The organism is Ruania albidiflava DSM 18029 (genome assembly GCF_000421225.1).
Classification (GTDB): domain Bacteria; phylum Actinomycetota; class Actinomycetes; order Actinomycetales; family Beutenbergiaceae; genus Ruania; species Ruania albidiflava.
Genome location: NZ_ATWL01000005.1, coordinates 158,756 through 179,584 on the forward strand (window position 1 = coordinate 158,756; position 20,829 = coordinate 179,584).

At 71.3% G+C, this 20,829-nt stretch carries 18 protein-coding genes; 8 read left to right on the plus strand and 10 right to left on the minus strand.

Translation table 11 applies throughout. The features are described 5' to 3' along the window. The first annotated feature begins 51 nt into the window (after nucleotides 1–51). The gene (locus K338_RS24400; protein WP_022917706.1) at nucleotides 52–3,444 is read left to right on the plus strand and encodes an AAA family ATPase; all 3,393 of its coding nucleotides are present in this window, start codon (nucleotides 52–54) and stop codon (nucleotides 3,442–3,444) included. 8 nt (nucleotides 3,445–3,452) lie between these two features. On the opposite strand, the gene K338_RS25505 is transcribed toward K338_RS24400, so the two are convergent. From K338_RS25505 to K338_RS21345, 5 genes are all read right to left on the minus strand, one after another. Then, nucleotides 3,453–4,586, minus strand: a complete 1,134-nt coding sequence (locus K338_RS25505; RefSeq protein WP_022917707.1) for a hypothetical protein — start codon at nucleotides 4,584–4,586, stop codon at nucleotides 3,453–3,455. Between the two features lie 59 nt (nucleotides 4,587–4,645). Continuing rightward, nucleotides 4,646–4,990, minus strand: coding sequence for a hypothetical protein (locus K338_RS0108265; RefSeq protein WP_022917708.1), 345 nt, complete (start codon nucleotides 4,988–4,990; stop codon nucleotides 4,646–4,648). Nucleotides 4,991–5,005: 15 nt separating this feature from the next. Then, nucleotides 5,006–5,680, minus strand: a complete 675-nt coding sequence (locus K338_RS0108270) for an SDR family oxidoreductase (protein WP_022917709.1) — start codon at nucleotides 5,678–5,680, stop codon at nucleotides 5,006–5,008. 132 nt (nucleotides 5,681–5,812) lie between these two features. Next, nucleotides 5,813–6,463, minus strand: a complete 651-nt coding sequence (locus tag K338_RS0108275; protein ID WP_027286596.1) for a LuxR C-terminal-related transcriptional regulator — start codon at nucleotides 6,461–6,463, stop codon at nucleotides 5,813–5,815. Then, complete coding sequence (locus tag K338_RS21345; RefSeq protein ID WP_022917711.1) at nucleotides 6,460–7,770, minus strand: ATP-binding protein; 1,311 nt, start codon at nucleotides 7,768–7,770, stop codon at nucleotides 6,460–6,462. The genes K338_RS0108275 and K338_RS21345 overlap by 4 nt, the downstream gene beginning before the upstream one ends. A gap of 180 nt (nucleotides 7,771–7,950) precedes the next feature. Here K338_RS21345 and K338_RS25970 point away from each other — a divergent pair, with 180 nt between their 5' ends. The 3 genes from K338_RS25970 (at nucleotide 7,951) to K338_RS0108295 (ending at nucleotide 11,237) form a co-directional block, all read left to right on the plus strand. Next, nucleotides 7,951–9,573 carry a PspC domain-containing protein gene (locus K338_RS25970; RefSeq protein ID WP_084480773.1) on the plus strand — a complete coding sequence of 541 codons (1,623 nt, stop codon included), beginning with the start codon at nucleotides 7,951–7,953 and terminating at the stop codon, nucleotides 9,571–9,573. Continuing rightward, nucleotides 9,570–10,031, plus strand: coding sequence for a hypothetical protein (locus tag K338_RS0108290; RefSeq protein ID WP_022917713.1), 462 nt, complete (start codon nucleotides 9,570–9,572; stop codon nucleotides 10,029–10,031). Before K338_RS25970 ends, K338_RS0108290 begins: the two co-directional genes overlap by 4 nt. 69 nt (nucleotides 10,032–10,100) lie before the next feature. Next, on the plus strand, nucleotides 10,101–11,237 hold the full coding sequence (locus tag K338_RS0108295) for a glycosyltransferase family 4 protein (protein ID WP_022917714.1): 1,137 nt from the start codon (nucleotides 10,101–10,103) through the stop codon (nucleotides 11,235–11,237). Between the two features lie 256 nt (nucleotides 11,238–11,493). Here K338_RS0108295 and guaA read toward each other — a convergent pair whose 3' ends face one another. Further along, nucleotides 11,494–13,071, minus strand: a complete 1,578-nt coding sequence (guaA, locus tag K338_RS0108300; protein WP_022917715.1) for a glutamine-hydrolyzing GMP synthase — start codon at nucleotides 13,069–13,071, stop codon at nucleotides 11,494–11,496. Between the two features lie 120 nt (nucleotides 13,072–13,191). Next, nucleotides 13,192–13,581 carry a DUF3817 domain-containing protein gene (locus K338_RS21350; protein ID WP_022917716.1) on the minus strand — a complete coding sequence of 130 codons (390 nt, stop codon included), beginning with the start codon at nucleotides 13,579–13,581 and terminating at the stop codon, nucleotides 13,192–13,194. Between the two features lie 88 nt (nucleotides 13,582–13,669). On the opposite strand from K338_RS21350, the gene K338_RS0108310 reads away from it, so the two are divergent. Then, entirely contained in the window at nucleotides 13,670–14,359 is a 690-nt protein-coding gene (locus K338_RS0108310; RefSeq protein ID WP_022917717.1) for a hypothetical protein, read from the plus strand. 53 nt (nucleotides 14,360–14,412) lie between these two features. Here K338_RS0108310 and K338_RS21355 read toward each other — a convergent pair whose 3' ends face one another. Beyond that, the gene (locus K338_RS21355) at nucleotides 14,413–15,264 is read right to left on the minus strand and encodes an SURF1 family protein (RefSeq protein WP_022917718.1); all 852 of its coding nucleotides are present in this window, start codon (nucleotides 15,262–15,264) and stop codon (nucleotides 14,413–14,415) included. 222 nt (nucleotides 15,265–15,486) lie between these two features. On the opposite strand from K338_RS21355, the gene pta reads away from it, so the two are divergent. The 3 genes from pta (at nucleotide 15,487) to K338_RS0108330 (ending at nucleotide 19,401) form a co-directional block, all read left to right on the plus strand. After that, entirely contained in the window at nucleotides 15,487–17,553 is a 2,067-nt protein-coding gene (pta, locus tag K338_RS0108320; RefSeq protein ID WP_022917719.1) for a phosphate acetyltransferase, read from the plus strand. After that, a complete protein-coding gene (locus K338_RS0108325; RefSeq protein ID WP_027286597.1) occupies nucleotides 17,550–18,755 on the plus strand; it encodes an acetate/propionate family kinase in 1,206 nt (401 codons plus the stop codon). The genes pta and K338_RS0108325 overlap by 4 nt, the downstream gene beginning before the upstream one ends. 148 nt (nucleotides 18,756–18,903) lie before the next feature. Next, nucleotides 18,904–19,401, plus strand: a complete 498-nt coding sequence (locus K338_RS0108330) for a GNAT family N-acetyltransferase (RefSeq protein WP_022917721.1) — start codon at nucleotides 18,904–18,906, stop codon at nucleotides 19,399–19,401. Between the two features lie 17 nt (nucleotides 19,402–19,418). On the opposite strand, the gene brnA is transcribed toward K338_RS0108330, so the two are convergent. Together brnA and K338_RS0108340 are read right to left on the minus strand one after the other, a co-directional pair. Continuing rightward, nucleotides 19,419–19,655: a type II toxin-antitoxin system BrnA family antitoxin gene (gene brnA, locus K338_RS0108335; RefSeq protein ID WP_022917722.1), complete on the minus strand. Its 237-nt coding sequence runs from the start codon at nucleotides 19,653–19,655 to the stop codon at nucleotides 19,419–19,421. Nucleotides 19,656–19,771: 116 nt separating this feature from the next. Continuing rightward, nucleotides 19,772–20,776: a helix-turn-helix transcriptional regulator gene (locus K338_RS0108340; protein ID WP_022917723.1), complete on the minus strand. Its 1,005-nt coding sequence runs from the start codon at nucleotides 20,774–20,776 to the stop codon at nucleotides 19,772–19,774. Between the last annotated feature and the right edge of the window lie 53 nt (nucleotides 20,777–20,829).

The window sequence follows — 20,829 nt, forward strand, 5'->3', positions numbered from 1 at the left end:
GAATCTTGCCCAGGGGCAGCCCGCTCGAGAGCACGAGGGAGAATCCAGGAAGTGAGCACGATCCGAGTCGGCAGCGGATTCCTCCGCAGGGACCTGTTCAGCGCGGTCACCGCAGCACGGCCCGGTGACGTGCTCGTGCTGGATGCGGGCACCTACGAGGTGCCGGACGGGTTCACGATCGGGAACCTGGTGATGACCGGTGCTGGCGAGCGCACCGAGGTGGTGATCGAGACCGCGTTCAACGTGACCGGTCACCTGAAGATGTCGAACCTCACGCTGCGCTCCGCTCCGTTCAAGACCGCGATCCACGTGAACGGCCAGCGGGCGCGCGTCGATCTGGAGAACGTCGATGTCGCGAGCGATCCGACCGCGCGCTACGTCGGAATCTGGGTCGACCGCGGGTCGCTGACGATGGCCGGCTCGCGGATCTGGACCTCGTCCTCGAAGGACACTCCGCTGGGCACGTCCGTGCTCGTCGAGGCGGGTGCTTCGATCTGGCTGACCGACACCCACTGCGGCTCCAGCATCGTGCAGCTGAAGCGCGGGACCGGCACGCTCTCGAACGCGGTGATGGGCTGCCTGCTGCTGGAGGACGCCAGCCGGGTGACCTCGCGCGACGTCGTCCAGATGGGGAACGCCGCGAACCGGCGCGTGCTGGTGCTCGCCGACGAGTCCACCTGCAGCCTGGCGACGCTCCGCGCCACCGACGGCTGGACCGAAGGGGTGGTCGAGAACAGCCTGTTGCGGCTGGCCTCGTTCCTGCCCGCTCCGGGCGCCGAGACCGAGAAGGTCGTCCTGCACACCTCCGGACGCGGGCTGGTGCACGCACCCGATGACATCGTCCACATCGTCGATGACGACGAGCCCGACCGTGCTGAGCCGGCGCCCGCCGCACCGACGGTGCACACCTGGCGCGCCGACGCCGGACTGGACTGGGCCGCGGTGCAGTCCCAGCTGCGGGAAGGTGACACCCTGCTGCTGGAGGAGGGTGAGTACACCATCCCCGACGCCGTGGTGCTGGACTTCGACCTGCAGGGGAAGGGCAGGGCTGGCAACATCCGCCTCACCGCGTCACTCTCCGCCCAGGACGGTACGGCACGCTCGGTGGCGAACCTGACGTTGTCCGGACTTCCCGAGCACAACTACCTGCGGGTGTCCGGCGGGAGCGAGGTCACGCTCTCCTCTGTGCAGGTCGACCAGCGGGGCGCGGGCGCGTTCTATCCCGTGCATGTCGAAGACGGGCGCCTCATGATGGACGGATGTGAACTCACCGGACGCTCGGAGGAGGACTTCGCAGCCTCGGTCAACGTGGCCGGCGGTGAGCTCGTGGCGACCAGCAGCGAGGTCGGTGCGGCGCAGCTCAGCGACGGCGGCACCGCGCAGCTGTCGGACTGCGGGTTCTCCGGGATCTTCGCCGACGAGAACACAGTGGTCGAGTCCCACAGCGAGCTGCGACACCACCTCGAACCCGGCAAGTTCGCCTGCGTGGTGAGCACCGGGGCGAGGGTCGAGCTCGACCGGGTCGTCTCCGACGACCCGGAGTTCGCAGTGGACGTGCGTGGCGGCACGTTCGCGATGACCGAGCTGGTCGCGGCCGACGGTGCCTACGTCCGCGTGGGCGGCGACGGCACCGTCGACCGCGTGCCCGACTGGGTCGAGGTGCTCGATGCGGAAGGCGACGAACCCGACCAGACGGTGCAGACGTCGTCGGAGGTAGCGGCGGCTGCCCCGGCCGGCGACGATCCCGCGCCCGCACCGAACGGCAGCGACGTGCGGGCCCGGCCGGAGGACGAGACCAGGCAGGACGAGGCCGGGACCGGCGACCCGATGGCGCAGATCGACGCCCTGCTGGGACTGCAGAAGGTCAAGAAGCAGATCCGCTCCTTCCTGCAGACCGTCGAGTTCAACCGGGCGCGGGAGGCGCAGGGCCTGCCCGGTGTGGAGATGACGCTGCACTCGATGTTCCTCGGCGGCCCGGGGACCGGCAAGACGACCGTGGCGCGGTTGCTGGGCCAGGCGCTGCACGAGGCTGGCGTCATCCCGTCGGCGAAGTTCCGGGAGGTCGATCCGGAGAAGCTCATCTCCCCGAACATCGGCGAGACCGCACAGAAGACCCGCGCTGTGCTCGACGATGCGCTCGGCGGGCTGCTGTTCATCGACGAGGCCTACGGCCTGCACCAGGAGAGCGGCACGAACTACGGCCAGCAGGCGGTCGATACCATCCTGAAGTTCATGGAGGACCACCGGTCGGAGATCGTGGTGGTCTTCGCCGGCTACGCGGACAAGATGCAGGGGCTCCTGGGCATGAACCCCGGGCTCCGTTCCCGTATCCCGAACGAGTTCGAGTTCGAGGACTACACCGACAGCGAGATCGTGGACATCGGGCTGTCCATGCTCGCCGCTGAGGGTTACACCCTGGACGAAGAGCTGTACGGGCAGATCATCCGGCGCAAGTACGCCGCCACCAGCGACCGGTCGAACGGCCGGTGGATCCGCAACCGGAACGAGGAGCTGCAGAAGGTGCTCATCTCCCGCGTCGTGGAGACCGGGGCGAGCGACACCACATCGATCCTGGACGAGGACCTGCACACCTTCGCGGGCGGTGACGCTGCGTCGAAGGAGGACCGGATCGAGGAACTGCTGGCCGAGCTCGACGGGATGCTCGGCCTGGAGCCGGTCAAGGAGTTCGTGCGCGACCTGACCGTGCAGGTGCAGGCGGACCGCCGGCTCGCTCGCGCCGGGGTGATCACCTCCCAGCCCTCGTACCACATGGTGTTCGCCGGCGGCCCGGGCACGGGAAAGACCACGGTGGCGCGGATCATCGCCGGTCTGTTCCACGCCCTGGGCATCCTGGAGCGCTCGTACGTGGAGGAGGTGAACCCCAGCAGAGACCTGATCGGCAGGTACATCGGTCAGACCGAGCAGCGCACGAGCCAGGTCATCGACCAGGCGATGGGTGGGGTGCTGTTCATCGACGAGGCGTACCAGATGAGCTCTGGCGACAGCGCCAACGACTTCGGGCCCAAGGCGCTGGAGACCCTGCTGACCGCCCTGGAGAACAACCGGTCGAGCTTCGTGACGATCTTCGCCGGCTACACCGCGGACATGGAGCAGCTCCTCGACCGGAACCCCGGGCTCCGTTCACGTGTTCCGCACCGGATCACGTTCCCCGACTACACCCCGGACGAGGTCGGCATCATCGCCGCCGACCGGCTCGCGAAGAGCTGGGAGGTCAACCGTGATCTCGTGCGCGAGGTCGCCACGCAGCGCTACCTGCTCCTCCCGGACGAGGAGCGGGGCAACGCCCGCTGGGCCCGCACCTTCGCCGAGAGCATCGAGCAGGCCCACCGCCGCTGGATCCTGGAGCACGACGTGCCCGACGAGGAGCTCCGGCACATCAACGACCAGGTGGTGGAGGCCTACCGGCCGGCCGCAGAGGGCTAGGGAACCGGTCAGCGTGCGACCCAGGCTTCGGCCCGCTGGTCATAGCCCCTCGAGTGCGCCGGGCCGATCTGGACGGGCGTGAGCCACTGGGTGGCATCCGGCCCCCAGCCGGCGATCATGGTCGCCGTCTCTGCGTCCACCGCCAGGGCACGGGTGGCACCGGCGAGGTAGGCCGCAGTGGTCAGGTGCACCGCGTCGTAGGTCTCGGCGACCGCCGCCCAGTCCGGGACCACCCAGCGCCCGTCCCGGCCGGTGACCCGGTACCAGTCGTGCCGGCGCGAGCAGGTCACCTCCAGCGGGTGCGCCCGGCACAGGTCCACCCACACCTGCGGGTCGTCGATCTCCAGCACGCGCGCGCCCGCACGCGACTGGACCGCGGCGACCTGCACGTCCTCGGCGCCGCCAGCGTCCTCGGTGAGGTCAAGACCGAGCGGCACACCCTCGACCGCACGGGTGGACTGCACGCCGTCCGGGAAGGACCACCAGGTGCCGGAGATCGGGGCATCGACGTCCGCCGGCCGCAGGCCGGGGGTCGGTGACCAGCCCTCCCCCGGATAGTCCACCCGGTTCTCCCGGCGCATCCTGGCCGAGCGCTCCTCCTCGGCGAGCGCCCGGTCGCGCCACTCGGTCACCGAGCCGCTGCGCTCCCCCGGGTCGTGGCCCCACCAGCCGAGCGCCCACTGGTGATCGGCCATCGGCGCGGTCCACCAGTCGGGGGCGTGCGGGGCCAGCCAGGCGGCGACCCTGGCCAGGCCGTCGTCCAGCTCCCCGTGCCCGGCCAGCACGTCCTGGCCGTCCGGAGGCTGCCAGTACATCGCGGTGGCCACCGAGTCGGCGAGCGCCTCGGCGACGTGCACCTGGCTCGGGCCGGCCGCGGGCAGCGGCACCTGCGTCAACAGCCCGGCAATCTCGGCGACCCTGGGTACTGGACGGGCATCCTCGGTTGCTCGGGCGGCGTCCATCTCCTCCTGCGTCGTCCCCGGAGGGAACGCCATCAGCCGCTGCACCGAGGTCCCCTTGCCGGGATCCAGCTCGTAGCCCCGGTCGAACGCGGCGTAGGAGAGCACGTGATCGAGCCGGCAGGCCAGATCCAGGCACAGCCGCCGCCCGCGAGGTCCGACGGTGAGCAGCTCTGCACGCACCACACCAGGCTAGCGCGGCAGACCAGGCCTGGCCCCGCCGTCGAACGCGGAAAGGGCTCCTACCAGAGCACGGCGATGGCGACGTTGGCCACCGTGAGGCCCGCGATACCGCCGAGGTAGCCCTTGGTGACCTTCTCCTGGTTCCGGTCGCCGTAGATGACCATGCCGGTGACCACCAGGGCGATCAGCAGCTTGATGCCCATCTTGATGTTGTTCGGCTCCGGTCCGGCAACGCCCGCCGAGCCCAGGCCCATCATGATCAGACCTGCGACCAGCGCGGTGAGGATGCCGTGCAGCATGCCCTTGTTCATCGTGGACTCGCGCAGGCCGTAGATCGCGCCTCCGAGAACGAGGGCCCAACCGATCAGGTGCAGGACGAGGACGATCCCGTAGACGATTTCCATGGTTCTGACGCTACGTCAGTTCACCGGCGGGGTCGACCTCCGGGCGGCCACCTGGTCCAGAACTGCTGTGATGCTGGTCTCACCGTTGACGAACGGGATCGTGGTGCCAGCGGTGTCCGGTCGGGTGAGCACCTCGGCAGCCACGGCGGCCACGTCGTCCCGGGTGATGTCACCGCGCTCGTCGGCCAGCGTGATGCGGCCGGTCCCGGGCTCGTCGGTGAGCCGGCTGGGCTGCAGGATGGTCCAGTGCAGGGCGGTGCCGCGCAGGTGCTCGTCGGCGGCCGCCTTGGCCTCGGCGTAGGGGAAGAAGCTGGAGTCCTCGGGCACCCCGTGGTCGGTGCGCGCCCCCAGGTAGGAGACCATCACGAACCGCATCACGGCGGCGAGCTGGGCGGCGTCCATCGTGCGGATCGCGGCATCCCGGTCCACAGCGTAGGTGCGATCCGGGTTCCCGCCGCCCGCGCCGGCGGACCAGACCACCGCGTCGTGCCCGGCGATCACCTCGGCGATCTTGGTGCCGGACAGGGTCTCCACGTCAGCGACTACCGCACGGGCGCCGGTGGCCTCCACCTCGGCGGTGTGGTCGGGGTTGCGGATGACGGCGGTGACCTCCTCACCGCGGTCGGTGAGCAGGCGGGCGAGCCGGAGGGCGACCTTGCCGTGGCCGCCGATGATGGCGATACGTGTCATGGCTCCACGCTAGCGCGGGCCGGCCCGGTCGCGCGCTCCGGCAGACGGCCGTCTGCAGCACGGATCGGACTTGGATGCACTCCCGGGAGCACCGCAGATGCCGATCCGTGCTGCAGACACCTGGGCAGCCGGTCAGAGCAGCCGGCGTACCGCCGCCCAGCGGGTGAGCTCGTGCCGGGAGGACAGCTGCAGCTTGCGCAGCACCGCCGAGACGTGCGTCTCCACGGTCTTGATGGAGATGAACAGCTCGCTGGCCACTTCCCGGTAGGTGTACCCGCGAGCGATCAGCCGCATCACCTCCTGCTCGCGGGCGGAAAGACGGTCCAGCTCGTCGTCGGCGGTGGCCACGTCCGCGGGTGCGGTGCCGAAGGCGTCCAGCACGAAGCCGGCCAGCCGCGGGGAGAACACCGCGTCGCCGCCGGCCACCCGGCGGATCGCATCGGACAGGTCGGCGCCGATGATCGCCTTGGTCACGTACCCTCGCGCACCGGCGCGGATCACCGAGACCACGTCCTCAGCGGCGTCGGAGACGGACAGCGCGAGGAACCGCACCCGGTCCAGCACGTCCGCGCAGCCGCGCAGCACCTCGGCCCCACCGCCGCCCTGCCCGCCGGGCAGGTGCACGTCGAGCAGCACCACGTCCGGCAGCTGCTGGTGGACCACGGCGATCGCGGACGGCACGTCAGCAGCCTCACCGACCACCTCCAGGTCGGCCTCGAGCTCGCTGCGCACCCCGGTGCGGATCATCCGGTGGTCGTCCACCAGAACCACTCGTAACGTCATCGGTCCCCTCCTGACGGGCTGGTCGCGTGCCCTGCTGAGCTGGTTGCGTGCGGCATGGACAGGTGTACCTCGGTGCCGCGGTCGGTGCCGGTGCGGATGCCGGCGCGGCCGCCGTGCCGGGCCATCCGTTCATAGATCGAACCCCGGATGCCGTGCCGGTCCTCCGGGATGGTCTCCAGGTCGAAACCCTCGCCGCGGTCGCGGACGAACACCTCGGTGATGTCGGCACCGACCTCCACGTACACCGAGATCGGGGGCGCACCGTGCTTCACCGCGTTGATCAGCGCCTCCCGGGCTGCGGCGACCAGTGCGGTGGTGCGCTCGTCCGGGGCGGTGTCCCCGGCGGTGACCACGTCGATCGGCACCCCGCGGGCGTCCTCCACCTCGGCGGCCACGTCCCGCAGCGCCTGCGCCACCGAGTCACCCTCCTCCGGGCGGTCGGTGTAGAGCCACTCGCGCAGCTCGCGTTCCTGCCCGCGGGCCATCTGCCGCACGAACTGCGGGTCGTCCGCGCGGGAGCGGATCAGGGAGAGGGTCTGCAGCACGGAGTCGTGCAGGTGGGCGGCGATGTCGGCGCGTTCCGCCTCCCGTTCCCGGGCTGCCCGTTCTGCCACCAGGTCCCGCCACAGCCGCAGCCCCAGGGGGGCGAGCACGAACGCGGTACCGGCCAGGATCGCCAGACCGGCGAGCACACCGGTGACCACGTCACCGATCGGCCGGCCCTGGGCCACGAAGATCATCACGCCGAGGATCGCCAGCGCCACTCCGCCGCCCACGCGCAGCACCACCGAGCGGCGCCGCACCGGCTCCCCGGCCAGGCGCTGCTTCTCCACTGCGTCCAGCTGGCTCCAGGCCAGGCCCGCACCGGCAACCAGCACCAGCAGCGGCAGCACCCAGGTCATCCCACCGGCTGCACCGGTCTGCAGGGCCAGCAGCAGGGCCGCGACCAGCAACAGCGCTCCGCCGACCACCAGGTCGCCGGTGGGGCGGGAAGTGGTGCCAGCCCGTAGCCGCGGCACGAGCCGGGTCAGCCGGGTGGGGCGGGACTCCTCGGCAGCGGCGCGCGGGTCGCCGATCGGCACGGTCACCACGAACCAGAGGTAGAGCGCCACCCCGGCGCCCGCCACGAGCGTGAGCAGCGCGAAGAGCCAGCGGACCAGGTGCGGTCGGACGCCCAGGTGTGCGGCCAACCCGGCGCACACCCCGAGCAGCACGCGCCCGGACAGCGGCCGGCGCAGCGGGAGTCGGCCAACCTGGTGGTCGGCACCCGCGAACGCGGCCGGGGTCCCCGGCGGTGGTGTGGTCACGGTGCCATCGTGGCACGGTCCATCGCCGCAGAACGTGTCCGAAGGCACATCTTCGGCTCTCTGGCGCGGATTTCAGGGACCTTCCGGACCTGCCCCGCCGATCCCGGTCCGCCAGGATCAGGGACAGGTCAGGGTGTCCCCCGATACCGCTGGAGCGCTGCGGAAGGTTGACTTCTGGGTATGACTTCCACACCTCCCCCACCTCCGCCGGCAGGACCCGGCGCGATGGACGGATTCTTCGACTCCCTGCGCCGGATGAACCTGCCCCGCAGCCAGGAGCGCTGGATCGGCGGCGTGGCCGGCGGGATCGGCGCTCGGTTGCGCATCGACCCGCTGATCGTGCGCGGCGTGTTCCTGGTGATCACTCTCTTCGGTGGTCTTGGGCTGCTCGTGTACGGGCTCGCGTGGGCGCTGCTCCCGGAGGCCGCGGACGGGCGCATCCACCTGCAGGAGGCGATCCGCGGTCGCTTCGACGCCGCCCTGGTGGGAGCGATCGTCTTCACGGTGATCGGGCTCTCCCGGGTCGGCTTCTGGTGGGACGGCTGGTTCGGCATCCCGTACATGATCGGGATGGTGGCACTGGTCGCTCTCGTGGTGGTGGTGGTCGCTGCGGTGCGCAGCTCGGGCAGCTCCCCGTCCTCGACGGCGCAGCCCGGGCAGGGCGGGTCCGTCCCGTTCTCGACGACGCACCCTGGGCAGGGCGGGCCGGTCCCGCCTGCTGCGGGACCAGCTGCTGCACCGGGAGCACGGCGCCACACGCCCCGCGGGTGCTCCAGCCCGGAGCAGACCGCAGCCGGGCCGTGGGCTGATGGGCCGTGGACCGACGCGGCTGCCGCACCGGGTGCCGAGCCGCACACCGAGCAGCAGTCCGACCCGTACCAGGAACCCGGGCCCGAGGCTGGCACCAGTGCGGACGACGTGGGCACGGCACCCACTGCCGAGGCGCCGGCTGCCCATTCCCAGCACAGCGCCTGGACCAGCAGCCAGGACACGCACGGCGGTGGGGCGGCCGACCAGGGCGCCGGCTCGACCGGACACGGCGGCGCGCCGCCGACACCTCCTCCGCCGGTTCCCGCACCCGCACCCCAACCACCGAGGCCACCGGCCCGGCCCGGCCCGGGCCGGACGCTGGTGCGACTCACCTTCGGGCTGGCGCTGCTGGCGATCGCCGGGCTGGTACTGGCCGGTGAGTACCTCGACTGGACCACCAGGCCCTGGCTGATCGCCTTCGGCGGTGCGCTGGTGGTGATCGGGCTGGGTGCCACGGTCGCCGGCCTGCTCGGCCGCCGGTCCGCCTCGCTCGGCGTAGTCGGCACCCTGCTGGCGATCGTGCTGGTGCCCTGGGCGATCACCACGAACCTGTTCAGCGGCTACAACTTCGTGGACACTGCCAGCTACGGCGACCACTCCTGGACTCCGCAGAGCACCGCCGAGACCGGCCACGGCTACCGGCTGACGGCCGGCAGCCTCGAGGTGGACCTCAGCGACCTGGTCGAGGAGACCGTGACGACACCGATCGAGATCGACATGGCAGCCGGTGAGGTCACGCTGCTGGTCCCGGACGGCATGCCGGTGACGGTCACCGCGACCGGGCAGGGCGAGATCACCGCCCTCAACCTCGACGACTGGACCGCCGAGGTGGGCGGCGAGCCCCGCACCCTGAGCAGCCACACCGACTTCGGGTGGATCGGTACCCGGCCACTGGTCGCGGAGCTGACCTCCCCGGAGGCCGCCGAGACCGAACCGATCGAGGTCAACATCGACGTCGCCTTCGGTTCGATCAACATCCGGGAGGTGCCATGACCGACCCCACCCACCCCATCCCAGCCAACGACGACTCAGACCCGACCCCCACGGAGGACATGATGCGCACCCCGACGACGTCCAGCCCACCGGAGACCGACTTCTTCGGCGAACCCGGTACCGGCCAGACCCATCCCGCGGCAACCGAACCGCTCGAGCCGGCCGAGTCCGCTGAGTTCGCGGAACCGACCGAGACCGTCAGCACAGGAGCGCACCGCCCCACGCTGGGAGACGGCCCGACCGTGACCTACGACGGCCCGCAGCAACCCGAGCCGGCCCGGGGGCCCCGGATGCGCAGCATCGCCTGGGGCCTGGTCATCGCCCTCCTCGGCGTGGTGGTGATCGCCGTCGGTCTGGGCGTGCGCCTGGACCTGCAGCTGGTGTTCATCGGCATCCTCGCCGTGGCCGGGCTGACCCTGCTGGTCGGCTCGCTGCTCGCCGGCGGCCGCAAGCGCTGAGACTGCCCGGCGTGGGTGAGCACAAGGGGTCTCACCCACGCCGGGCGACGGTGATGAGAGGATCACCGCGTGCGCATCACCCACATCACCGACTCCTACCTGCCGCGGATGGGCGGGATCGAGGCCCAGGTGCACGGGCTGGCTTCCCGTCAGGCCCGGGCCGGGCACGAGGTGCACGTGCTCACCACCACCCCGGCCGCTCGCGGCGACCGCGGGCAGCGCACCGAGCACGACGGACCGCTGACGATCCACCGGGTCGCGGCGCGGATGCCCGGCCAGCTGCCGGTGCACCCCCGGGGTGCGCACCACTTCGACAGGCTGCTCGCCCGGCTCCGGCCACAGGTGGCGCACCTGCACACCGGCATCCTCGCCCCGGTCACGCAGGCCACCTTCCCCACGCTGGTGCGGCACCGGGTGCCGACCGTGTTCACCCTGCACAGCGTGCTCGGTCGGTACCAGGTCGCCTTCGCCGCCCTGGACCGGTTGATCGGCTGGACCCGGTGGCCGGTGCTGTGGACCTCGGTGAGCGAGCTCGGCGCGGCACCGCTGCGAACGCTGGTCGGTGATCGCGGGCAGGTGCGGGTGCTGCACAACGGGGTGGACCTGACCGAGTGGCAGGTGCCCCGCACCGAACGGGGCGAGCGCACCGACCCGCGGGTGCACGCTGTGGTGGCCACCCGGTTCGCACCGCGCAAGCGGGTGCTGCCGCTGCTGCAGGTCTGCGCGGACGCGGTCGCCCAGCTTCCCGGTGACACGCTCCGGGTGACCATCGCCGGCGAGGGACCGCAGCTGGCCGAGGCGGCCCGCATCGTCGACCGGCACCACCTGCAGCAGACCGTGAGCCTGCCCGGGCGGTTGACCCGCACCGAGCTGCAGGAGCTGTACGGCCGGGCGGACATCTACCTCGCCCCCGGGGTGGCGGACACGTTCTCGGTGGCGGTGCAGGAGGCGCAGGCCGCCGGGCTAGCGGTGCTCTCCCGGTCCCAGTCCGGGGCGGCGGAGACGCTGGAGCACGAGGTCAGTGGCCTGCTCGCCGCCGATGACGAGGCGTTCACCGAGGGGCTGGTGCGCCTGGTGACCGAACCCGGCCTGCTGGAGGGCATCGTCGCGCACAACCGCACCACGCCACCGGTGACCGTGTGGCCGCAGGTGCTGGCGCAGGTGGAGGACGCCTACGCCGAGGCGACGCGGATCGCCGGCCGCTGACCGTCGCGCGGTCGTGCGCTGTCACACCTCCGCAGTACGGTCCCAGGCATGACTCAACGACGGCACAGGGTGATCATCTCCTCCCGGGATCATGCCCGCCGCGGTGTGCAGAGCGGGCCTCGACCTCGGCCGCGTCGCTGGCTAGATCTTGATCCACACTGAGGCGAAGCCTTCGAGCAGCCTCGCGGCGTCCCGAGGTGGGCCAGCCCGATCGTGCACCGCTCGACCTACCTCCCGAACACCGCCCGCGCCGCGCTCACTCCCATTCGATGGTGCCCGGCGGCTTGCTGGTCACGTCCAGCACCACCCGGTTCACCTCGGGCACCTCGTTGGTGATCCGGGTGGAGATCCGCGCCAGCAGCGGATAGGGCAGGCGGCTCCAGTCGGCGGTCATCGCGTCCTCGGAGGAGACCGGCCGGAGCACGATCGGGTGCCCGTAGGTGCGCCCGTCCCCCTGCACCCCCACGGAGCGCACGTCCGCCAGCAGCACCACCGGGCACTGCCAGATGTCCCGGTCCAGGCCCGCTGCGGTGAGCTCCTCGCGGGCGATGGCGTCCGCGGCGCGCAGGGTCTCCAGCCGCTCGGCGGTCACCTCGCCCACGATCCGGATGCCCAGGCCAGGCCCGGGGAACGGCTGCCGCCAGACGATCACTTCGGGCACACCCAGCTCCAGGCCCACCGCCCGCACCTCGTCCTTGAACAGGTCCCGCAGCGGCTCGATCAGCTCGAACTGCAGGTCATCGGGCAACCCGCCGACGTTGTGGTGGGACTTGATGTTCGCGGCCCCCTCACCGCCGCCAGACTCCACCACGTCCGGGTAGAGCGTGCCCTGGACGAGGAACTTCACGTCTTCACCGGCGCTGTCGTGCGCTGCGGCGACGACCTCGCGGGCCGCGTCCTCGAACACGCGGATGAACTCGCGGCCGATGATCTTGCGCTTGGTCTCCGGGTCGCTCACCCCGGCCAGGGCGGACAGGAACCGGTCCCGGGCGTCCACCACCTTCAGCTGGACCCCGGTGGCGGCCACGAAGTCCTGCTCGACCTGCTCCACCTCACCGGCCCGCAGCAGCCCATGGTCCACGAACACGCAGGTGAGCTGGTCACCGATGGCGCGCTGCACCAGCGCTGCTGCCACTGAGGAGTCCACCCCGCCGGACAGAGCGCAGATCACCTTGGCCTCACCTACGTGCTCCCGGATGGCGGCGACCTGGTCGGCGATCACGTTCCCGGGAGTCCAGTCCGGGGCCAGCCCGGCGCCCCGGTAGAGGAAGTTCTCCAGGGTCTGCTGGCCACGCTCGGAGTGCTTCACCTCCGGGTGCCACTGCATCCCGTACAGGCGGCGGTCGGCGTTCTCGAACGCGGCCACCGGGGAGGAGCTGGAGGTGGCGAGCACCTGGAACCCCTCAGGGGCGGCGTGCACCGCATCACCGTGGGACATCCAGACGGTCTCTGCACCAGGGGAACCAGCCAGCAGGGTGCCGGCCTCGTCCACGTCCACGCTGGTGCCGCCGTACTCCCGGGCACCGGTGTGCGCCACCACGCCACCCAGGGCGCTGGCCATCGCCTGGAAGCCGTAGCAGATGCCCAGCACCGGCACCCCGGCGTCGAACAGTGCCGGGTCCACAGCAGGGGCACCCGGGGCGTACACCGAGGCGGGCCCGCCGGAGAGGATGATCGCGGCCGGATCCTTGGCGAGCATGTCCGCCACCGGCATGGTGTGCGGCACCACCAGGGAGAAGACCTGCGCCTCCCGCACCCGGCGGGCGATCAGCTGCGCGTACTGCGCTCCGAAGTCGACGACGAGGACGGGGCGGGGCTGTGCTGGAGCGCTCACAGGTCAAGGATACGCAGCACCAGCAGGTGAGCGACGCCGTCGCGAGTGTGACACCGACCATCCGCGAAGGTGGGCGGACCACAGCAGGTGAGCTGCGCCGTCGTGCCGGAAGGACGCGACTCAGGCCTCCGGTGCGGCCTCTCCGCGGCGGGCGGCCAGCGTGCCCTCGGTCCAACCGTGCGCCTTCTGCTCCATCACGAAGGACAGCACCGGGACCACGCCACCGGCGATCAGCACCACGATCCGGCCGAAGCCCCAGCGCATCCGGCTCCACAGGTCGAACACGGTCACCGCGTACACCACGTAGATCCAGCCGTGCACGAACGCCACCCAGGAGCCGATCACCGGTTCGCCGGGCCCGTTCACCTGCACCACGTACTTCAGCAGCATCTCCAGGCACAGCAGGAGCAGCATCCCGCCGGTGACGAACGCCATGATCCGGTACCGGGAGAACGCGCCCCGGGCCTTCATCTCCTGTACGTCGCTGGCTGCGGCTTCACCCTCGCTCATGTCCCCATTCTCACCCACATGGCCAGCAGTGCGGCACAGGCCCCGGCCGTCACCGAGGGGCGAGGGGCGCTCGGTTACCCTGGCCGTCATGCGCGGGTGGGCGATAGCGGGCGTGGTCGGGGTGCTGATCGCGGTCGTGGTCGCCGTAGCGCTCACCCACGGAGGCGGTGAGGAGCAGGACGCGGCGCTGACCAGCTGGCAGGACGACCTCGCCGAGTGGGAGACGGAGCAGATGCAGACGCTCGTCCTGCCGGAGGGTCCTGCCCTGACCGACGTGGTCACCGGGGCTGCGCTGCACCCGATCGGCAGGGATGCGGCAGTGGAGTCGCTGGACGAGGTGAACGACGCGTGCACCCGGCTGACCGCGTTCGCCGACCAGGTGGACAGCACGCCCGGCCCGCCGGCCCTGCCTACCGACGTGACGGCCAGCGAGGAACAGACCGCCGACTTCGAGGCAGACCTCGCGGCGCTGACCACGTTCCAGCAGGCGCTGGATGGACCGGCGGCCACAGTGCGGCAGTTCTGCGGCACCTACCCGCTGCTGGTCACCGCGCACACGGTCGACGACGTCGAGGAGGCCGAGGCGATGTTCGCGCAGGCGCTGCGCACGCAGTGCCCGCTGGCCGAGCTGGCCGAGGTGTGCGAGTCGTTGGCCGCCGGGCAGGGAACAGCACCGCCGGCCGAGGCCCCAGCGGTGGTCGCCGAGCAGCTCGGTGCAGCGGAGGCGGCGATCGACGAGGCTGCGTCGGCCTTCGCCGCAGATCTCGCCGCCGACTGAGCTGCCCACGTGTCAGAGGTACGGCAGGACGTCTGAGCCAGTCCTCGGGTGCCTCAGACCCCTTCGTGCACCTCAGACGCCTGGTCAGCCGGTGCCCGCTTGACGGCGGCGGTGGCGCGCTCCTCGCGCAGGTGCCGCACCTCGTCGCGCACCATCCGCCACCACAGCACCAGGGCGAAGCCCCCGAAGATCCACCACTCTGCGGCGTAGGCGAGGTTCCGCAGGTTCAGTCCGGCGTCTTCGATCACCGGTGGCCCGATCGGCTCGATGGCCGCGAGCGCACCGGTCGCGGCCGGCGGGTCTTCCGCTCCGAGACGAAGCTGACCGGCATACATCGGCCCGCCCCACACGTTCACCAGCTGCGCAGCGCTGACCAGCCCGACCTGCGCGCCGGTGGGCAGGTCCGGGTCCAGCCCACCGGTGACCGCCTCCGAGCCGGCGAGGTACCCGGTGAGCTCGACCTGCCCGGCGGGCGCTTCCAGGTAGGCCGGGTCTGCCTCCGGCACCCAGCCGCGGACCACGGGCAGGACTGCGCCGCCGGTGCCGTCCACCTCGAACGCGCTGAGCAGGTAGTAGCCGTCGGTGCCGTCCAGCTCGCGGCCGGCCACGAAGAACTGCTTCTCGGGCACGTACTCGCCGACCACCTGCACGTGCCTACCGACCATGTTCTGGGTGAACCCGCTCTGCGGGGCGACCACCTCCGCCAGCGGCACCGGGTCGGCGCCCTCCTGGGAGGCCTGCTCCACGGCGGCCGCCTGCTCACCGCGCTCCTGGGCACGGTCCAGCTGCCAGGCACCGAGCCGGATGCACAGCGCGGCGCCGGCCAGCAGGATCACCAGGATCCCGAGCAGCCGCGGCCGTGTGCCGGCACGCAGCCAGTCACCGAAACCACCACCAGTTGCCACCCCTCCAGCCTACGTGGCCCAGCGCAGCAGTCCGCCCCGATGTCCTCTCCCCCACCCCCGCAGGCGATCGTCTGAGGCGAGAGCAAGGGCCCGCTGCGTAGGGATCGGGGGCCGCTGGGACCTTTGGTCCCGCTGCACGCCGGATCCTGCGGGTACCGTTCGTCCTGGTGCGCACGACGCACCAGCCGGCCCCACCCCGAGCGCCCGGATGCAGGAGAGCAGATGACCACCAGCGTGTACGTGACCTCCCCGGAGGGACACACCGGAAAGTCCTCGGTGGCCCTGGGGCTGCTGGAGGCATTCGCCCGCCGGGTGCAGCGGGTCGGGGTGTTCCGCCCGATCAGCCGCGGCAGCGCAGACGAGACCGACTCGGTGCTGCACCTGCTGGTCAGCCACGCCACCGCCGACATCCCGGAGGACGAGTGCGTCGGCGTGGACTACGACGCGGTGCACGCCGACCCGGAGGAGGCGCTGGCCACGATCGTGGCCCGGTTCCGCCAGATCGCCGCCCGGTGCGACGCGGTGGTGATCATCGGCTCGGACTACACCGACGTGGCCGGCCCCACCGAGCTGGCCTACAACGCGCGGGTCGCTGCCAACCTGGGCTCCGCCGTCGTGCTGGTGGTCTCCGCGCGGGAGCGCGATCCGGAGGACGTGCGCCAGCTGGTGGACGTCTCCTCGGTGGAGCTGACCACCTCCCACGCCGCCCTCGCCGCTGTGGTCGCCAACCGGGCGGACCCCGACCGGGTGGCGCAGACTGCGGCAGCCCTGGCGGACCTGCCGGTGCCAGCCTGGGTGATGCCGGACCTGCCGCTGCTGTCCGCACCGAGCGTGCGCGAGCTGATGGAGGCCGTGGACGGCACTCTCACCGCCGGGGACCCAGAGCTGCTGGACCGGGAGGCCGAGGCGCTGATCGTCGGCGGGATGACGATGGAGCACATCCTCACCCGGCTCGAGGACGGGGCCGTGGTGATCGTGCCCGGGGACCGCTCCGACGTGGTGCTCGCCGTGCTCGCCGCACACGCTGCCGACACCTTCCCCTCCTTGGCCGCACTGATCCTCAACGGCGGCTTCACCCCCGCCGAGCAGGTCAGCCGGCTGGTGGAAGGGCTCGGCCAGCGGCTACCGGTGATCACCACCGAGCACGGCACCTTCGAGACCGCCAGCGCGGCCGCGCGCACCCGCGGGCTGCTGTCCACCGGTTCGCAACGCAAGCTGGACCTGGCCCGATCCACGTTCGAGACCGCCGTCGAGATCGAGAAGCTGATGGATGCGGTGAACGTGCCCCGCACCGAGGTGCTCACCCCGCTGATGTTCGCCCACGACCTGCTGGAGCGGGCGCGGGCGGACCGCAAGCACATCGTGCTCCCGGAGGGTGGATCGATGCGCATCCTGCGCGCCGCCAGCACGCTGCTCGCCCGAGAGGTGGTCGACCTGACCCTGCTCGGGGACCCTGGGACGATCCGCGCCCGGGCCGCCGAGCTGGGTCTGGACCTGAGCGCCGCCCAGCTCATCGACCCAGCGACCTCCGAGCTGCGCGAGGTGTTCGCCACCCGGTACGCCGAGCTGCGCGCGCACAAGGGGATGACCCTCGACCGGGCCCGGGAGATCGTCACCGACGTGTCCTACTTCGGCACGATGATGGTCGCTGAGGGGTTGGCCGACGGGATGGTCTCCGGCGCGCAGCACACCACCGCGCACACCATCAAGCCCTCGTTCGAGATCATCAAGACCGCCCCGGGGGTCTCGATCGTCTCCTCGGTGTTCTTCATGTGCCTGCCGGACCGGGTGCTGGTCTACGGCGACTGTGCGGTCAACCCGGACCCGACCGCTACCCAGCTGGCCGACATCGCGATCTCCTCCGCCGCCACCGCTGCCCAGTTCGGTGTGACGCCGCGGGTGGCGATGCTGTCCTACTCCACCGGAGAGTCCGGGTCCGGTGCGGACGTGGACAAGGTGCGCGCGGCCACGGCCGAGGTGCGCGAACGGGCTGCTGACCTGGTGGTGGAGGGACCGATCCAGTACGACGCTGCTGTGGATGCGGCGGTGGCAGCCACGAAGATGCCGGACTCGGGGGTGGCCGGGCGCGCGACCGTGCTGATCTTCCCGGACCTGAACACCGGGAACAACACCTACAAGGCGGTCCAGCGCAGCGCCGGTGCGGTGGCCGTGGGCCCGGTGCTGCAGGGGCTGCGCCGCCCGGTCAACGACCTGTCCCGCGGGGCGTTGGTCACCGACATCGTGAACACGGTGGCGATCACCGCCATCCAGGCACAGGGAGTCTCATGAGCACAAGTGCGACGGCGGAGCGCGTGCTGGTCATCAACGCCGGCTCTTCTTCGCTCAAGTACCAGGTGGTGGACGCCAGCACCGGGCACGCGGTGGCCTCCGGTCTGGTGGAGCGGGTGGGCCAGACTGGCGCGCACCTGCGGCACACGAACAACGGCGAGGAGTTCGAGAAGGACCTGCAGGTGCCGGACCACACGGCGGCGATGGCGGCGATGGACGAGGCGTTCGCCGCCCACGGCCCGGACCTGGCCGCGGTGGGTCTGGTCGCCGTGGGGCACCGGGTGGTGCAGGGCGGGGCCAGGTTCGGCCACTCGGTGCTCATCGACGAGGAGGCCGAGCACATCATCGAGGACCTGTCCGACCTGGCCCCGTTGCACAACCCGCCGAACCTGGCGGGCATCCGGGCGGCACGGAAGATCTTCACCGACCTGCCGCACGTGGCGGTCTTCGACACCTCCTTCCACCTGACGATGCCGGACCGGGCCGCCACCTACGCCCTGGACCGGGAGGTCGCGAGGCAGTACCGGGTGCGCCGGTACGGCGCACACGGCACCTCGCACCAGTACGTGGCCCGGGAGGCTGCGCACTTCCTCGGCCTGGCACCGGAGGAGGCGAACCTGATCGTGCTGCACCTGGGCAACGGGGCCTCGGTGACCGCGGTGCAGGATGGTCGGTCGGTGGACACCTCGATGGGGCTGACGCCGCTGGAGGGACTGGTGATGGGTACCCGCACCGGGGACATCGACCCGGCGGTGGTGTTCCACCTGGCCCGGCACGCGGACATGAGCATCGACGAGATCGACGAGCTGATGAACCGCCGCTCAGGCATGCTCGGGCTGACCGGGATGGTCGACATGCGTGACATCACCGCCGCCGCCCAGTCCGGCGACGAGGCTGCGGCCAGCGCGCTGGACATCTACTGCTACCGGCTGCGCAAGTACATCGGCGCCTACACCGCAGTGCTCGGCCGGGTGGATGCGATCGCGTTCACCGCCGGTATCGGGGAGAACAGTGCCCCGGTGCGCGCCGGGGCGGTGGCGGGTCTGGAGCACCTGGGCATCCAGATCGAGGCGGCCGCGAACGAGGAGCGCTCGAAGCAGACGCGGCGCATCTCCGCCCCGGAGAGCCCGGTGGCGGTGCTGGTGGTGCCCACGAACGAGGAGTGGGAGATCGCCCGGGAGGCGGTCGCCCTCACCGCGTGAATCGATCCATGCGATACCTCCCGCGTGGCGGAGTGCTCCGCGATATCGCCCCGACGCCGGAAGTGTCGCTCACGTCCGCCCTCTGGTGAGCGCCCCGGAGCCGGTTCTACTATGGAGGTGCGCAGGGGCTCACCGGAGAGGAACGCCGATGCCGGACACCCGCCTGCAGGTGACGCTGCGTGAGGTCCAGGACGGTGACCTGGACGAGTTCTTCGCCCAGCTGCGTGACCCGCATGCGGCCGCGCTGGCCGGGGACACCTTCGAGGCGCCGAACGAGCGGCAGGCGTTCGACGCGCACTGGCGGCACCTGCGCCGTGCCGAGGGTGTGCTGGTGCGCACGATCGAGGTGGTCGAGGACACCGGCCACCGGGTGGCCGGGCACATCCGCAACCATCCGGGCTCCGAGGAGCACCTGGTCTCCTTCTGGATCGACCGCGCCTACTGGGGGCGCGGGGTGACCACCTCGGCGCTGGGCCAGTTCCTCGACGAGCTCGGGCAGCGACCGGTGTACGCGCGGGTGCCGCGGCACAACGAGGCGGCGATCGTGGTGCTGCGCCGCAACGGGTTCCTGCCGGTCAGCGAGGAGACCGGATACTCCCCCGAGCGGGGGCGGATGGTCGATGAGGTGGTGCTGCGGCACGGGTGAGGGGTTCGTGCGACGGCTCAGGCGGCAGGCCGTCCCGGTTGGTCCAGACGCTCGGCGATCCAGATCTTGATGATGGACTGGCGCGTGACGCCGAGTCGCCGGGCTTCCTGATCGAGCGAGTCGATCATCCACGCGGGAAAGTCGACGTTGACGCGGCTGCGTTCCTGTCCCGGACGGCGCGCTCCGGAGAGATCGAGAGACGAGGTCATGTCCTCGCCCTCGTCGAACCGAGAATCGAACTCCTCAGCCTTCATAGAGGTTTACCTCCTCTGTTCGCGACCGCCGCACCGAGATGAGTCGGACGCGGTCCTCCCGATACGTGATGAACTGATTCTCCCTTCCCACCGTCGGTGGGTCCACGGACTTGCCATCACGGTGCCGCAGCGGACGTCCCCGACCCGGCGGCGGCGAGCAGGCGGGCGCCGAAGACACCGAACGGTTCAGCCAGCTCCGGGGCGGTGGTCACGGAGAAGTCGGCGTCCAGGAACGCCAGACCGAGCAGCAGCCGGTGCCAGGAGTCGACCGCTACGGTCAGCCGCGTGCGGTCCGGCCCGAGCGGTTCCACGGTGACGTCGTCGAAGGCGAACACCTCCAGCACCGCCTCCGCCGGGGCCTCGATCACCAGCGTCGCCGGATGCCGGTCCCGCTGCAGCCCCTCGCGCAGGTACGCCAGGGCGGAGGTCGCCGGTAGCTCCCGCGGGGTGTAGGGGCGGTGGGTGCGGCGCAGGTCGGTCATCCGGTCCACCCGGAAGGTCCGCCAGTCCTCGCGCCCCGCGTCCCAGGCGAGCAGGTACCACTGCCCCAGGTGGTGCACCTGCCGGTACGGTTCCACCCGTCGCTCGGTGCGGGCGCGGCCGGCGTCGGTGTAGCCGAAGGTGACGACCTCCTGGGCAGCGATCGCCTCCCCGAGCCGGGCCAGATGCTCAGCGCTCACTGGTGGCATGGCGAACGCAGAGGCTTCCAGGCTGGCACGCAGCGCCACCAGCCGTGGTCGTAGCCGGGCCGGCAGCAGCTGGTCCAGGGTGCCGTAGGCGCGGGTGGCTGCGTCGCGGACGGCGCCCGGTCGGCCTGCCGGACCGGTCTGGTCGGTCGTTGGGGTGCGTGCGGCGAGGGCGGCCAGGGCGAGCAACGTCGCCACCGCCTCGTCGTCGTCGAAGGTCAGCGGCGGCAGCGCCGCACCGGTGGCGAGCCGGTAGTAGCCGCCAGGCCCGGGCTGGGTGTGCACCGGGTACCCGTAGCTGCGCAGCCGGGTGATGTCCCGGCGCAGGGTCCGCGCGCTCACGCCCAGTCGCGTGGCCAGCTCGGGGCCGGTGAAGGTGTGGCCGGACTGCAGGGTGGCCAGCAGTGCGAGCATCCGTTCGGTCACGCCCGCCATGGTGCGATGGTGGCACAGATGCGGCCAGGTTCCGGCCACATCTGCGCTTAGCC